The sequence below is a fragment of the Arthrobacter humicola genome, assembly GCF_039531445.1.
Lineage (GTDB): Bacteria > Actinomycetota > Actinomycetes > Actinomycetales > Micrococcaceae > Arthrobacter > Arthrobacter humicola.
The window spans coordinates 219,371-233,955 of record NZ_BAAAQB010000037.1 but is presented as its reverse complement, the minus strand read 5'-3'; the positions used below and the strand labels follow the sequence as shown (position 1 = coordinate 233,955).

Here is a 14,585-nt window from a genome sequence, read left to right as displayed (position 1 = left end):
TAGGCGCGGCGAGGCTGCCGATGCCCGTGTCCAAAGTCCCTAGGGACCCTGGCCGGCCGCAGATTAGTTGCCGACACCGGTCACCCGCGGGGCTGCGACCGAGCCGCGGCGGATCAGTTCGGCCGTGAACTCCGGCACGGCCGCGGGCACCTTCCGGCCTTCGATCTGCCGGATCAGGGCCGCCGCGGCCGCAACACCCATGTCATAGACGGGCTGCGCGATGACCGTGAGCGGCGGGGTGGTGAGGCGGGTCCAGGCGAAGTCGTCGTACATGAGGAATGAGACGTCGTCCGGAATCCGCAGGCCCAGCTCCTGGATGGCTTCAACGACGCTGAGGCCGATCAGGCCGTCGGAGGCGATGATCGCCGTCGCCGGATCCGGGCGCTGCAGCAGCTCGCGGGTGATCTTCTTGATCGACTCGTTGTCGCCGGCGTTGAGGCGGATCAGATCGTCCGGCAGGTTCAGACCCGCCTCATCGAACGCCCGTTTCATGCCGTCGCGCCGGTCCGAGATCTGGGACGAGTCCAGGACCATGCCGTCGCGGTACGGCTCGTCCGTCTTGAGGGTGGAGACGAAGGCGATCCTCCGGTGTCCGGCCCCGATCAGGTAGCTCGTGGAGTCGTGCGAGATGCCCTCCATGTCCACCGCCACGGTGTCGACGTCGAGCCCCGACGCCTTGCGGTCCAGCAGGACCAGCGGGCGGCCGGATTCGTGAACGCGGCGTAAATGTTGCGTTTCCACGGATGACGCCGGTGCCACGATCAGGCCGTCGACGCGCTTGTCCAGGAGCACCCGGACGGCATCGATTTCCGCCTCGGTATCCTCATCCGTGTTGATCAGGATGACGTTGAAACCACTGCGCTTGGCGGTGTCGGTAATGCCCCGCGTGGCGAGGCCGAAATGGGGGTTTTCAATGTCGCCGACCACCACCCCGATGGTGTGCGATTTCCCCGTGTTCATGCTGCGGGCGAGCTCGTTGGGCCGGTACTCCAACTCCTCGGCAGCGGCCAGCACCCGCTCACGGACGTCGTCGCTCACGGCACCGTAGTTGCCCAGGGCGCGGGCAGCCTGGGCCTTGGAAACCTGGGCGGCTCTGGCGACGTCGGCGACAGTGACATCGCGGCGCCGGGAAGCATCACTATTCATTACGGCCTTTCGTAGCGGACTCTTGACGCCCCATGTGGCTTCGATTACATTTCTAGCAATCGATGTGAGTCCGGTCTCAATCTTAGGGACTGAGACCGGACTCAGCAAGGCTCGCATCGACAGTCCGCAACCCGGGGGCCAATTGCCCGCCCACCTCGCCCTCACTCCCACGATTGGAAAACGCTGTGAACACAGGAAACAAAATGCGCCGCCCGGTGGCGCTCATCGCCGCCGCTGTTGCCGCGGTCCTGGCCTTGTCCGGCTGCGGAGGAACCTCCTCCGCAGCGTCCTCGCCGGCGGACAACCCCTATGGCCTGATTGAGGCCGGCACCATTCGCGTGGCCAGCCTGGGCGATTCGAAGCCCTACACCTTCACCGACGCGCAGGGGAACTTCACGGGCTTCGACGTCGAGCTCTTCAAGGACGTCGCCCACCGCGCCGGAATCGACAAGGTCGTCTTCACCGGACAGGACTTCTCTGGGCTGCTCGCCGCCGTCTCCAACGGTCAGTTCGACGCCGGCGTTGCGGCCATTGGAATCACGGACAAGCGCAAGCAGACCGTCGACTTCTCCGATGGGTACCTCGCCGGATATCTGACGGTCATCACCACGAAGACCTCGGGCATTACCGGCGCCGACGGGCTCGCCGGCAAGCGACTCGGCGTCGTGCAGGGAACGCTGCAGGAGGCCTACGCCGTCAAGAACTTCACTTCCGCGAGCCTGGTGCGCTTCCCGGACAACAACACCGCAATCGCCGCCGTCAACAGCGGATCCGTCGATGCGCACTTCCTGGACTACGAGGCCGCCAAGGCCTATGAAACGCAGTACGGCCTGGTCAGCGCAGCGGACATCCCGTCCTTCGATGCCCCCGCCGGGTTCGCCGTGGCCAAGGGCAAGACCGCCTTCAAGGACGCCCTCAACAAGGGCCTGGCCGCAGCCATGGAGGACGGCACCTGGAAGAAGCTCTACCAGAAGTGGTTCCCGGGCTCCCCGATGCCCGAGCAGTACCTGCCTAAGGCGGAACAGACGGCCAGCCCGGCCCCCAGCAAATAAGCGTCCCCACAACGAGGCACGTCCGGGACCTAGCCCGGCGGCCACCTGACCGGGCGGGCCGCGCAGCGCGGCCCGTCCGGGATCCACAAGCTACCTACGTCTGAGAGCAACCATGGACTGGTTAAGCACCATCACCCGCACCTTCTTCGACTTCGACGCAATGGCCGAAGTCCTGCCCCAGCTTCTGGGAGTCGGTCTCCTCAACACCCTCATCATCTCCATCGCGGCAACGATCATCGGAGTTGCCCTCGGCATGATCGTTGCGGTGATGGGAATATCCCCCTCCAAGTGGCTGCGGGTCCCGGCGCGGATCTACACGGACCTCTTCCGCGGCCTCCCGGCCATCCTGACCATCCTGCTGATCGGCCAGGGATTCGCCCGCTTCAGCCAGTCGATCTTCGGCCCGTCGCCGTACCCCCTGGGAATCATCGCGTTGAGCCTGATTGCCAGCGCCTACATCGGCGAAATCTTCCGCGCCGGTATCCAGAGCGTGGACAAAGGCCAGGGAGAGGCCTGCCGTGCCCTGGGCATGAGCTACGCAAAATCCATGGCCCTCGTGGTGGTTCCGCAAGGCGTCCGCCGGGTCCTCCCGGCGCTGGTGAACCAGTTCATCGCGATCGTCAAGGATTCCTCGCTGGTCTACTTCCTGGGCCTGCTGGTCACCGAACGGGAGCTCTTCCGCGTCGGCCAGGACGCCGCCGTCCTCTCCGGCAACCTCTCGCCCCTGGTCATGGCCGGAATCTTCTACCTGCTGATCACGGTGCCCCTGACCCACCTGGTCAACCACTTCGACAACCGCTTCCGCACCGGCCGGCGCCGCCCCGCCGCACCCAGCAGCGGTCTCAAGGAAGTCAAGGAACTCGCCGCGGCCTCGCCGCTGACCACCGGGAGCAACACATGAGCCTCGCCAGCAACACCACAAAGAACACCGCCCCGGACATCGAGACCTTCCACGGCTCCAGCCTGGAACTGAAGAACCTCACCATGGCCTACGGCGACATCGAGGTGCTCCGCAACGTCAGCCTCACCGTCGCACCGGGCACCACCACGTGCATCATCGGGCCCTCCGGCTCCGGCAAGTCCACCCTCCTGCGCGGCGTCAACCGGCTGCACGAACCCAAAAGCGGGGACGTGCTCCTGGCCGGCGAGAGCGCCCTGGCGGTCAAGCCGGACATCCTGCGCGCCCGCATCGGCATGGTGTTCCAGCACTTCAACCTCTTTCCGGACCACACCGCCCTCGAGAACGTGGCCCTGGCCCTCTGGAGCGTCAAAGGCATGCCCAAAGCCGAAGCCAGGGAACGCGCCCGCCGCCGCCTCGCCGAGGTCGGCCTCGCCGAACGCGCCGACCACCGCCCCCGCGACCTCTCCGGCGGACAACAGCAGCGCGTCGCGATCGCCCGCGCCCTGGCCATGGAACCGGAAGTCATGCTCTTCGACGAGGCCACCAGCGCCCTGGACCCGGAACTGGTCAAAGGGGTGCTGAACCTCATGGCGGGCCTCGGCCGCCGCGGCATGACCATGCTCGTGGTCACGCACGAGATGGGATTCGCCCGCAAAGTCGCCGACCAGGTCGTCTTCATGGACGAAGGCGAAGTCGTCGAGTCCGGAACCCCCGCCGACCTCTTCGACAACCCCCGAAGCGAACGCCTCCAGCGCTTCCTCTCGGAAGTGCTCTGATGGAGACCCTGAAGGGAAACGCAGGAGCGGCACCCGTCCGCACCGCCGTCGTCGGCTTCGGAATCTCGGGCAAAGTCTTCCATGCGCCGCTGATCTCGGCGCATCCCGGCTACTCCCTGGACATGATCGTCACGGCGGATCCGGTCCGCGCTGCCGAAGCGGCACGGCTCTACCCTGACACCCGGATCGTCCCGACGCCGGAGGCCCTGTTCGACCTCGCCGGCGACCTTGACCTCGTGGTCCTCGGCACGCCCCCGCTGACCCACTTCGACCTCGCTGCAACCGCGATGGCCCGTGGCCTCCATGTGGTGGTGGACAAGCCGTTCGTCACGACGGCGGCCGAAGGCGAGGCGCTCATCGCCCGGGCGTCCGACGCCGGGGTGCAGCTCACGGTATTTCAGAACCGGCGGTGGGACGCCGACTTCCTGACGCTCCGCAAGCTTCTCCGGGAAGGCGCACTGGGGGAGGTCCGCACCTTCGAGTCGCGCTTTGAGTGGTGGCGGCCGGAAGGCTTCGGGAACTGGCGGGACACCGCCGCAGTGTCCGACGGCGGCGGCATCCTCAACGACCTCGGCGCCCACCTGATCGACCAGGCCATCCAGCTCTTTGGTGCTGTGACGGAAAGCTATGGGGAGACCGCGAACCGCGGCCCGGACCCAGACGGCGCCGACACCGAGGCCTTCGTGTCCCTGCTCCATGAATCCGGGGTCCGATCGCGGCTGTGGATGAACGGCATGGCGGCCCAGGTGGGCCCGCGGTTTCATGTCGCGGGCTCCGAGGCCGGCTACACGAAGTGGGGCCTGGACAGCCAGGAGCCGGCCCTCGCTGCCGGCATGACGTCCTCGGATCCCGCGTACGGCGTCGACCCCGAGGAATCCTGGGGGCGCGTCGGCGTCGATGGCGCCACCCAACCCGTCCCTGCCCAGACGGGCGCCTATCCCGAGTTCTACACCCGGCTGGCAGGAGCCCTCCGGGGCGAAGGCCCGCTACCCGTGGACCCCGCAGAGTCCCTCGAAGTCCTGAAGGTCATCGACACGATCCGCGCCTTCGCCTAGCCACACTGCGCCCCGGCCAAGGCCCGGGCGCACCCCAAACCCACTACGCAACGAAAGGGAGACCCATGTCCTCCACGCCCTCAACCAAACGCGTCGCCGTCATCGGCGGCGGCATCCTCGGCGTCTCCACCGCCGTCCACCTGCTCCGCGCAGGCGCCTCCGTCATCCTCCTGAGCGAACGCGGCCTGGCCAGCGAGGCCACGGGCCGCTCGCTGTCGTGGCTGAACTCGGCCGGAGAACGGTCCACCCCGTACCACCAGCTCCGGGTCGCCGGCGTGGACCGCTACCGCACCCTCTTCGCCGCGGACCCGGACCGGGACTGGCTGCAGTTCGGCGGAGGTCTCATGTGGAACTCCGCCGGACAGGCGGCCGCCACGGAAGCCCGCCACGACTACGAAGAATCCATCGGCTACAACTCCCAGCTCCTTGCCCCCGAACAGATTCCCGCGGCCACGCACGGCATCGATCCGGACGCCGTGCCGGAGAACGCCATCTTCAACCCCGGCGAGGGCTGGGTCAGCCTGCCCGAACTCGTAGACTTCCTGATGGAAGAGTTCCATGCCCTGGGCGGCGAACTCATCCTCAACGCCGGAAAAGTCTCCGTCACGGTCGACGGCGGCCGGGCCGCCGGCGTCGAGACGGCAGCAGGTGAAACCTTTGAGGCGGACGCGGTGCTGGTGGCGTGCGGTGCCGCAACGCCGGACGTCGTCGCGCCCCTCGGCGTCGACATCCCGAACGGGTCCCCGGTCTCCATGCTGGTGGTGACCAAACCCGTGGAGCACGGTCTGCAGGCCGTGCTGAACACCCCTCGGGCCGCCGTCCGGCCCAACCCCGGCAACACACTCGCCCTGGACCACGACTGGTACGAAGAGCACATCACCGAACACGCCGACGGCTCCTTCAGCGTCCCCGATGACGTCGTCCAGGAACTCGCCGACGAAGCCTCCAAGCTCATCGCCGGCAACCCCGAACTCAAGCCTGCCTCGTGGAAGATCGGTTACAAGCCCATCCCGGGCGACGGCGAGCCGGTCCTCGGCGAGCTCGGCCAGGTGCCCGGCTGCTTCGTGGCCTTCACACACTCGGGGGCCACGCTGGGCCTCATCGCCGGCGAACTGCTCGCGGGCGAGATCATGACCGGCAAGAAACACCCCATGCTCGCCACGTTCCGGCCGGGACGCTTCTCCTAGGCACTGCCATCAGAGGCCGAGCCGTGCCCGTCACGGCTCGGCTATGGTGGCTTCAACTGCGCAATGGTCGCGGGAACCTGAAGGAGCAACTTGTTCGCCGAGACGTCCGCCGCGCTTGCCGGGCTGGCCCTGATCGCCGTCGAGCTCATCCGGTCAGTTCCCGCGCTCCTGCGGGTGCAGCGCACCGGGACCAGCGATGGCGTCAGCGGCATGAGCCTGGGCGTGCTCGCCGGCACCGGACTGGGCTGGCTGGCTCTGGCGTTGTTGGTCCAGAGCTGGTGGGTGCTGGCCGCCAACATGCTGTGGATCGTGATCCACGCAGTCCTGTGCCGGGAAGTGGCCCGGACCGATACCCGGAAGAGACGCGAAATTGTCCTGGCCGGGGCCGGCTCGGCGGCGGCCCTCGCCGTTGCCACGATCGGCGCCCGGTTCTTCATGCCCGTGCGGGACGCCCTCGGGCTCATGCTGGGCGTATCGACCCTTTTCTACGCCGTCCCCGCCGCGTACGAGGGCCTGGTCAGCGCCTCCACCCGCGGCCTGAGCCTGCTCTCCCTGGGCGTGAACACCCTGGAAGGCAGCATCTACTTCCTGGCCGGCATCGCCGTGCTGAAGATCGCCGAGGCGGGGGACCCGGTGTTCGGCTTCGCGTTCTTCGGGGTGGTGAGTATCGCCTCGAACGGGGTGCGGTTTGTGCGGGTCGCGTACCGGCGGATGAAAGGGCTCGACCAGGCCTGGCCGCGGGCGGCCGCGCCTGTCGCCGCAGCCCAGCCGTAGCGCCGCCGTACGCAGCAGAAGCCTCCGGTCCGGATTCGCCGGAAACCTGCGTGCTCGCCGGAAGCTTCCGGCGAATTGGCAGCCTTCCGGCGAAATCGGCTGTGGCTGTGAGCCCCGGACCCTGCGCAATCCGGTTACTGCTACGGCAGGCGTGTCGGCCGGAGCACCACAGCGTGGCCGGCTTTCTCGGGTTCGAGCGGGACAGGGCTGACCAGCACGGCCGGCCCGCGGCTCAGAAAGCCGTCCGAGAGCGGCTGGCAACGCACGCCACCCCGACCCCGCATGGCGGCATGCGCCCCCGGAGTGAGCATCCGGTCCATCCAGGCGCAGGGGTGGGCGGGGCGACCGGCCCGGAACCTGACCACGTCCCCGCCCGATTCAAGGGCGAACTCCCGGCCCAGCAGGGGAGCCAACTGAGCGCCCCGGAGGACCACATTGCGCCGAGTCAGGAGCGGGTCAAAGGGCCCGATACTGAGCTCTGCGGCCATCGCCTCGAGGGCTTCGACCGCGAGGATGGTGACGGCGGCGTCCATGTGCGCGGCCTTGCCGAAGAACCGGTCGCCGACGATGCCCTTGCCAGCCACCACCTCGACCCGGTCCGCGTCCGTGGTGGGGACCTCCGCCGCACCGTCCCGCGCGCGGCCAAAGTAGGCGTGCGCCGGCGAGACGAGCAGATGGAGGATCCCGACGTCGTACCTGTAGCTTGCCGTCATGCCCTAAAACTATCCTCCATCACACAGACTCGGCACCATGCACGCCTCGGCGGCCCCACGCCGAGGCTGCGCGCCGGATTCGCCGGAAACGTGCGAGCTCGCCGGAAGCTTCCGGCGAATTGGCAGCTTTCCGGCGAACTCGGCCGTGGGGAACGGTGTTGGCGCCCAAACTGCTACGCTCCACGTATCGGCCCGGTCCCGTGCCGACGGCGCAGCAACAGCGAAGTTGTGAGCGAGGTAAAGAGCATGACGGTTGCCGAAATCCAAGTGGACCAGCGGGTGATCGGGATCGACTCCCGGCGCTTCGCCTCGGTGGAGAAGGCGCTGGTGGAACTGATCACCAACAGCGACGACAGCTACGCCCGGCTGGAGAAGGCCGGGGCGTCCGTGACCGGCCGGATCCGCGTCGGCTACGAGCGCCACCACGCGGGGGCCGTGCTGATGGTCAGCGACCAAGCGGAGGGCATGTCCTTCGAGCAGGCCGGACGCATCCTCAGCTACGGCGGCGCACACAGCCCGCTCGCCCGCGGTGAAGGCGCCGGCCGCGGGTACTTCGGCCGCGGGCTCAAGCAGGCCATCTTCGGTCTGGGCCACGGCTGGATCGAGACCATCCAGAACGGCCGGTTCACCCGCATCGACGTCTTCCGAGGCGAGAACGGCGGCTACCTCTACGACGACGACGGCGCAGACCGCCGCGCCTTCCCCGCCGACTACGCCCGGCTGGGCATCCCCGCCGGGGACATCGACGCCGGCGCCGACGGTACGGACGGCGCCGCCGGCAACGGCACCCGGGTGACGATCGTCGTCGACAATCCCCACGTCACGATCACCCAGCACTCGACCTTGCTGCAGTCGCTCTCGGACAACATCTACCTGCGGGACGTCCTGGACCGGCGCGAGGTGGAGCTGGTGCACGGACGCCCCGGCGCCGAGGACTACGGCAGCGAGAACATCCGTTTCCACGAACCGCCGGCCAGTGTGCTCCTCGGCCCCGACCAGCCGGGAAGCTTCAGCCTTGATGGTGAGGAGTTCCCGTTCACCGTCACGCTCAAGCGGGCACGGGACGTGGAACTGACGCTCAAGGGCGACGAACGCACTGCCGGCCTGGTGGTCGAATCCGGCATGGCCGTGCTCGACTGCCAACTGTTCGAGTACGAGAACCAGGTAGGCACGGAATACCTCTTCGGCACCGTGCGCTGCCCGGCACTGACCGAGATGCTGGGCCGGGGCAAGGCGATCATCAGCGACGAGCGGGAGGGTCTGAATCTCAAGGACCCCTTCGTTGCAGCCTTCTCCCGCGCCGTCAGCCGGATGATCGCCGGCCCCGTGCAGGCTGAGAAGGAAAAGCTCACCCACCTGGAACGCGCCACGACGTCGGGGCGGACCGCGGAGATGATCGAGCACCTGCTGCAGCACATGAGCGAGGCAGCCGTCATCGATTTGGGGCTGGAGACGGCGCCGGCGCTCCGGAACGGCGACGGCACGGCGGCGGCACCGCCGGCGGCCCTGCGGTTCACCACGCCCTTCTACTACCGCCCGCCGGGGCATCCGTTCCATGTCGCGCTGCTGCTGGATCCGGGCCAGCTGCCCGACGCCGGGACGCTCACCTTTGAGCTCGCGTTGCCCGGTTCACTGCGGATTGACCCCACACCCGCCCCGGTCCCGGTCAGCGCGCTCAGGGACACGCGGAGGATCGAGTGGACCATGGCGGGGGACCGGTCGGGGGAGCACGGCGAGATCACTGTCCGGGCTGGCGACTACTGGGCATTGTGCGAGATCGTCATCGCTGAACACGCCTCCCGCCGCAGCACCGACCAGCCGCCGCACCACGCCATCGCCACCGACGCCTCGGCGCAACAGGCGGCGCACCGCGAGGTCCACCGCCCGAGCCGGGATCACGGCGTCGACCTCTTCACCGGCTACGACTTCCGCACCCTGCACAACAGCGCGGACCGTGCCGTCTACAGCCCCGCGGAGCGCAAGGTCATCATCAACACCGGCGCCCCGACGGTCCAGCTGTATGTCGACGGCCGCGGCCGTTTCCGGGATTCCGCCCGGCTGTTACTGGCCGAGCTCTTCCTGGATGTGATCTCGGACGAGCTGGCCAGGCGCCGCGTGGAACAGCACGGGCATGCGGGCGACCTTAAGGCCTTCCAGGCCGCCAAACGGGACATCATCCGTCGTTACGGGAGCGACATCCACCGCACGTTCCTGGGCTAGGCGCGGCCGGAGTTCGCGCGGTGACCCGGCGGTGACCGTGCCGGATTAGGGGACGAGCACGATTTTCCCTGTTGCCGCCGTGCTTCCCAGCAGTTCGTGGGCGTGCCGGGCCTCCGAAAGCGGCAGCCGCTCGGCCACCACAGGGTGGATCTCGCCACGGCGGAGCATCTCGAGGAGCACCAGGAAATCCGCTTGGAACCAGTCCTGGTGATGGATGCGCAACTTCTGGATTCGGTAGGACAGCACCTTTCGGCGGGGCGAAAGCCAGCCCCAGAGGGCGACGCTCCCGGTTGCCGCGTACCAGGCGACCACCCCGGGCCAGTTCTTGCGCCCCTTAGCGATGGTGGCATAGCGGCCGAACACCACGAGCCGTCCGCCGGGCCGGAGTGCGCGGAAGGAACGTAGCGACAGCGGGCCGCCGATCCCGTCGAGGGCTATGTCTACGCCGTCGCCGGTGAGCCCGCGGAGCCGGGCCAGGAAGTCCTCGTTCTTGTAGTCGATTGCCACCGCGCCGAGCCGCTCCACGGCAGCACGGTCCCGGCCGGCAGCAGTCCCGTAGAGGCGGAGGCCGGCCAGCGCTCCGAGCTCGAGGATCGCTGTGCCCACCCGGCCGGCCGCGCCGTGCACCAGAACGCTCTCCCCGGGCTTCGCCTTGGCCGTGCGGTGCAGCAACTGGTAGGCGGTCATGTAGGGGAAGACGAGGCTCACGACCTCGGCCGGGTCGAGGTCCTCGGGCACCTCCACCGCATACACTTCCGGGACGCAGACCTTCTCGGCGTTGGCGCCCCACACAGTCAGCGCACCGATGCGGTCTCCCACGCGTATCCGCGAGCAGCCGGGTCCGAGTTCATCGACGACGCCGACGAGCTCGTAGCCGGGCGTGAACGGCGGCTTCGGCCCGCCGAGATAGGTACCGGCCCGCAGTTGTGCGTCGGTGAACGAGACGCCGGAGGCGAGGACCCTGACGCGGACTTCACCCGGACCCGGGCGGGGATCCTCGACCTCCACCACATTCAAGACCTCGGGGCCGCCGAAGCGGTCGATCACTACACGCTTCATGGGCTCACTCTACGCCCGGCGCGCGGCCGGCACACCGGGTCCATCCGGCACGGATGTCTCCGGCAACAGGCACGCGAATTCGCCGGACCCGTGTGAGGTCGCCGTAAGCTTCCGGCGAATTGGCGGGCTTCCGGCGAACTCGGCGTCCCGGGCCACCCGCCACCCCATTGACTCCTGTCGCAGGGCCGGACTATCCTACAACCAAATGGTTGTAGATCAGCGCAGGAATCAGCTCGGCGAACCGCTCAGCGACGAAGAACTTGACCATCTGTTCCAGGCATTGGCCGATACGACCCGACGGGACATTGTGCGCCGGGTGACGGTGGGCGAGTACTCGGTCTCCGGACTGGCTGCCCTCTACGCCATGAGTTTCGCGGCCGTCCAGAAGCACGTGGCGGTGCTCGAACGGGCTTCGCTGGTCTCGAAGGAGAAGCGGGGAAGGGAACAGATTGTGCGGGCCAACCATGACGGGCTACAGAAGGCCCGCCGCCTGCTCGATGAGTACGAGGTCATCTGGCGGCAGCGGGCCGACCGGATCGCCGACCTGCTCGCCGAGACAGCCGACCCGCAACCAGGCCAGACAGAACCAGCCAGGTCAGAATCAGACAGCACCGAAGCAGGCACGAAACAGGCAGGGAACACGCAGCAACGCTGAAGGATAGGAAGGGTTTGTCATGACCGTTGTCAGTTCAGTCAAGAATCTCGAGGCGCTGAGCCTCGCCGTGGTAGCCGAATTCGACGCCGGCGTGGAGCGCGTCTGGCAGATCTGGGAAGACCCGCGCCAGCTCGAGCGCTGGTGGGGCCCGCCCACGTGGCCGGCCACGTTCGAGAAGCACGACTTCGTCCCCGGCGGCGAGGCCACCTATTTCATGACGGGCCCCGAGGGGGAGAAGGCCCGTGGCTGGTGGCGGTTCATCGCCATCGACGCCCCGCACCGTCTGGAGTTCGATGACGGCTTCTCGGACGACAACGGCGACCCCGTGGCCGACATGGGCAGCATCCACGGGGTTGTGACTCTGGAACCGATCGGCAGCCGCACCCGGATGACCGTCCTGTCCACCTTCGAGGCCGAGGAACAGATGGAGCAGATCGTCGCCATGGGCATGGAAGAGGGCATGAACCAGGCCCTGGGCCAGGTGGACGCGATCCTCGCCGAATCCGTCAACGCCTGAGCTGCAACGACAACGGACGACGGCGGGAACCCTCCCGCCGTCGTCCGCTTTGGCCCTATTCAGCCCGCCGCGTGCGGCGTTAGGATGCCTTGTGACTTTCACCCACGGTTACGCGGCCAATGGCGATCTCCGCATGTACTACGAGGTCCACGGTCACCCGCGGGCCGACAAGCCCCCGCTGCTGCTCATCCCCGGCGGAGGGTCGACCATCGAGACGAACTTCGCCGGCCTCATCCCGGCGCTGCTGGCCGAGAGTCTCCAGGTAATCGCCGTCGATGAAGAAGGGCACGGCCGGACCGCGGCGACCGGCCGCCCGCTCACCGCTGAAAACTCCGCCGACGACGTCAAAGCCGTGCTCGACGAGCTCAGGGTGGACTCCGTGGACGTGCTCGGTTTCAGCGCCGGCGGCCATACCGCGCTGGCGCTGGCGATGCGGTATCCGGCCTCCGTGCGGTGCCTGATTGCCGCCTCCACCTTCGTCAGCCGGGACGCGGTCAGCGACGAGTTCTGGGACGGCATGGCGAAGGGCACCCTTGCCGAAATGCCGGAGGCGCTTAAGAATGCGGACCGCCGGCTGAATCCGGAGCCCGGACACCTCGAGCGGCTGTTCGAGCTGGACCGTCAGCGCATCCTGACCTTCGCCGGCTGGCCGGACGATGACCTGCGCCGCATCACGGCCCGCACCCTCGTCCTGGGCGCCGACCGCGACGTCATGAGCCCAGAACACGCCGTGCGGATGTCCCGTGTCATTCCCGGGGCGCGCCTGATGATCGTGCCGGGTGGCCATGGCGATTACCTCGGCGAACTGTCTGCGAGCGGCGGCGACCTGACGGCCATGCGGACCATCGTCCCCTACCTGCTGCGGTTCCTGGAGGAGTAGGGCGCGGTCAGGGCTCTGCCGGCGTCGAGGTCTTTTTCGGCATGGAAGTCCAGTGCTGCCGGTGCAGTCGTTCAAAGCCCTCCAGGAGCAGATCCAGCGCGAACTCAAACTCAAACTGGTCATCGCAGCCCTGCCCCACCACGGAGTCCTCGTGCGCGGACGAGGTGGCGACCTTCAGGATGTTCGGATACCGCTCGGCCATCTCGCGGAACATGGCGGCCTGCGCCTCCGGCGGCAGATCCGCCGTCTCCTCCGCCGTCCCGCCGGCGGAGTCAGGGAACAGCTCCTGGGTGAACCCCCACATGCGGCTGCCCAGGGCATGCATGACGTGGTGGGTCAGATCGACGGAGAAGCCGCCGGCCAGGAACATCCCGATGAACGAATCCATGTACCCAAGGACCGCCGGCGTCTTGTTGGTGCGCGACTCCAGGACCTGACGGGCCCACGGGTGACGCAGGAGCGCCCGCCGGGCCGAGAGCACCCTCAGCCGCACTGCGTCCTTCCAGTCGGCATCGCGGGCGGGAGGATCGATCTCGCTGACGAGCGCATCCACCATGCCGTCGAGGAGTTCCTCCTTGTTGGCCACGTGTTTGTAGAGCGCCATCGGCACGACGCCGAGTTCCTGGGCCAGCCGCCGCATGCTCAGCGCCTCGATCCCCACCTCGTCGGCCAGTACGACGGCGGCCGTGAGTACCCGGCCCCGGCTCAGGGGGATCCGGCGCGTGCGCTCCGCTTGCTGGGTCATCCGGCCACCTTTCCCTAGCGGTCTCCTCTTGACAAGTGTACGGCGTACACCTAGCGTTGTGCGCATCAGGTGTACGCCGTACACCACGAGCCGCGCGAAACAGGCCGTGGGCCGCTCCAGCGAAGGACCAAGCCATGACAATTCATGCCAGCAGCGCTCCCGTGCCCCGCGTCCGCCGTCGCCCCCAGTGGCCGGTACCCGCCGGATTGATCCTGCTCAGCCTCATCCCGGTCCTTGCGGGGGCGGCGCGGCTGACGGAATTGACCGGAGGTGCCGCCATCACGCCGCAGAACGCCCGGTTCTTCGCCTCGCCTGTTCCCGTGGTGACGCACATTGTCTGCGTCACGACCTACAGCCTGCTCGGGGCATTCCAGTTCCTGCCCTCGCTGCGGGGCCGCCGCGGCTGGCACCGCATCGCCGGCCGCATCCTTGCACCCGCGGGCCTGCTGGCCGCCCTGTCCGGTTTGTGGATGGCCGCCTTCTATCCGCTGCCGCCCGGCGACGGCCCGGCGCTCTTCGTCCTGCGGCTCGTCTTCGGCTCGGCCATGGCGGCGAGCATTGTCCTGGGAGTCGTAGCCATTCTGCGCCGGGACTTCGTGCGGCATGGAGCATGGATGACCCGCGGCTACGCGATCGGTGTCGCCGCGGGAACGCAGGCGCTGGTGAGCCTGCCGTGGATACTGCTGGTCGGCCCGCCCGACGAGCCGACCCGGGCGGCGCTGCTGGGATCGGCCTGGGTGATCAATGTTGCGGTGGCCGAGTTTGTCATCCGCCGCCGCGCGCAACGGGCCACGAGGGTGCCGCGGTCTTCCCGGCGGAAAGTCGCGGGTCTTGAACCGGTGAGGCGGACGACGGCGTGAGGCGCCCGCCGTCGTCGAGGTAGCCGGAAGCGTGCCGGTTCGCCG

General features: G+C 68.0%; 15 protein-coding genes. 11 read left to right on the top strand and 4 right to left on the bottom strand.

The genetic code is table 11. The features are described 5' to 3' along the window. Window positions 1-63 precede the first annotated feature (63 nt). Window positions 64-1,146, bottom strand: coding sequence for a LacI family DNA-binding transcriptional regulator (locus ABD243_RS14130; protein ID WP_344366910.1), 1,083 nt, complete (start codon window positions 1,144-1,146; stop codon window positions 64-66). Between the two features lie 203 nt (window positions 1,147-1,349). Between ABD243_RS14130 and ABD243_RS14125 the strand changes: the two genes are divergently transcribed. The 6 genes from ABD243_RS14125 (at window position 1,350) to ABD243_RS14100 (ending at window position 6,891) form a co-directional block, all read left to right on the top strand. Beyond that, window positions 1,350-2,198, top strand: coding sequence for an ABC transporter substrate-binding protein (locus tag ABD243_RS14125; protein WP_344367153.1), 849 nt, complete (start codon window positions 1,350-1,352; stop codon window positions 2,196-2,198). A gap of 112 nt (window positions 2,199-2,310) precedes the next feature. Then, the gene (locus ABD243_RS14120) at window positions 2,311-3,099 is read left to right on the top strand and encodes an amino acid ABC transporter permease (RefSeq protein WP_116766251.1); all 789 of its coding nucleotides are present in this window, start codon (window positions 2,311-2,313) and stop codon (window positions 3,097-3,099) included. Continuing rightward, window positions 3,096-3,875, top strand: coding sequence for an amino acid ABC transporter ATP-binding protein (locus ABD243_RS14115; protein WP_344366905.1), 780 nt, complete (start codon window positions 3,096-3,098; stop codon window positions 3,873-3,875). Before ABD243_RS14120 ends, ABD243_RS14115 begins: the two co-directional genes overlap by 4 nt. Beyond that, the gene (locus ABD243_RS14110) at window positions 3,875-4,930 is read left to right on the top strand and encodes a Gfo/Idh/MocA family protein (RefSeq protein ID WP_344366903.1); all 1,056 of its coding nucleotides are present in this window, start codon (window positions 3,875-3,877) and stop codon (window positions 4,928-4,930) included. The genes ABD243_RS14115 and ABD243_RS14110 overlap by 1 nt, the downstream gene beginning before the upstream one ends. A gap of 65 nt (window positions 4,931-4,995) precedes the next feature. Further along, a complete protein-coding gene (locus ABD243_RS14105; RefSeq protein ID WP_344366900.1) occupies window positions 4,996-6,117 on the top strand; it encodes an NAD(P)/FAD-dependent oxidoreductase in 1,122 nt (373 codons plus the stop codon). 90 nt (window positions 6,118-6,207) lie between these two features. Then, window positions 6,208-6,891 carry a hypothetical protein gene (locus tag ABD243_RS14100; protein WP_344366898.1) on the top strand — a complete coding sequence of 228 codons (684 nt, stop codon included), beginning with the start codon at window positions 6,208-6,210 and terminating at the stop codon, window positions 6,889-6,891. Between the two features lie 140 nt (window positions 6,892-7,031). On the opposite strand, the gene ABD243_RS14095 is transcribed toward ABD243_RS14100, so the two are convergent. Further along, window positions 7,032-7,604: an MOSC domain-containing protein gene (locus ABD243_RS14095; protein ID WP_344366896.1), complete on the bottom strand. Its 573-nt coding sequence runs from the start codon at window positions 7,602-7,604 to the stop codon at window positions 7,032-7,034. 246 nt (window positions 7,605-7,850) lie between these two features. On the opposite strand from ABD243_RS14095, the gene ABD243_RS14090 reads away from it, so the two are divergent. Further along, complete coding sequence (locus ABD243_RS14090) at window positions 7,851-9,824, top strand: ATP-binding protein (protein ID WP_344366894.1); 1,974 nt, start codon at window positions 7,851-7,853, stop codon at window positions 9,822-9,824. Between the two features lie 45 nt (window positions 9,825-9,869). Here the strand turns inward: ABD243_RS14090 and ABD243_RS14085 are convergent, their stop codons facing one another. Then, window positions 9,870-10,883 carry a medium chain dehydrogenase/reductase family protein gene (locus tag ABD243_RS14085; protein ID WP_344366892.1) on the bottom strand — a complete coding sequence of 338 codons (1,014 nt, stop codon included), beginning with the start codon at window positions 10,881-10,883 and terminating at the stop codon, window positions 9,870-9,872. A gap of 205 nt (window positions 10,884-11,088) precedes the next feature. Here ABD243_RS14085 and ABD243_RS14080 point away from each other — a divergent pair, with 205 nt between their 5' ends. The 3 genes from ABD243_RS14080 (at window position 11,089) to ABD243_RS14070 (ending at window position 12,935) form a co-directional block, all read left to right on the top strand. Next, window positions 11,089-11,538 carry an ArsR/SmtB family transcription factor gene (locus ABD243_RS14080; RefSeq protein ID WP_344366889.1) on the top strand — a complete coding sequence of 150 codons (450 nt, stop codon included), beginning with the start codon at window positions 11,089-11,091 and terminating at the stop codon, window positions 11,536-11,538. Between the two features lie 19 nt (window positions 11,539-11,557). Further along, complete coding sequence (locus ABD243_RS14075) at window positions 11,558-12,055, top strand: SRPBCC family protein (protein ID WP_344366887.1); 498 nt, start codon at window positions 11,558-11,560, stop codon at window positions 12,053-12,055. A 91-nt stretch (window positions 12,056-12,146) separates the two neighbouring features. Then, a complete protein-coding gene (locus tag ABD243_RS14070) occupies window positions 12,147-12,935 on the top strand; it encodes an alpha/beta fold hydrolase (RefSeq protein ID WP_344366885.1) in 789 nt (262 codons plus the stop codon). A 7-nt stretch (window positions 12,936-12,942) separates the two neighbouring features. Here the strand turns inward: ABD243_RS14070 and ABD243_RS14065 are convergent, their stop codons facing one another. Continuing rightward, window positions 12,943-13,680: a TetR/AcrR family transcriptional regulator gene (locus ABD243_RS14065; RefSeq protein WP_344366882.1), complete on the bottom strand. Its 738-nt coding sequence runs from the start codon at window positions 13,678-13,680 to the stop codon at window positions 12,943-12,945. A 134-nt stretch (window positions 13,681-13,814) separates the two neighbouring features. Between ABD243_RS14065 and ABD243_RS14060 the strand changes: the two genes are divergently transcribed. Further along, a complete protein-coding gene (locus tag ABD243_RS14060) occupies window positions 13,815-14,540 on the top strand; it encodes a DUF2306 domain-containing protein (RefSeq protein WP_344366880.1) in 726 nt (241 codons plus the stop codon). The last annotated feature ends 45 nt before the right edge of the window (window positions 14,541-14,585 follow it).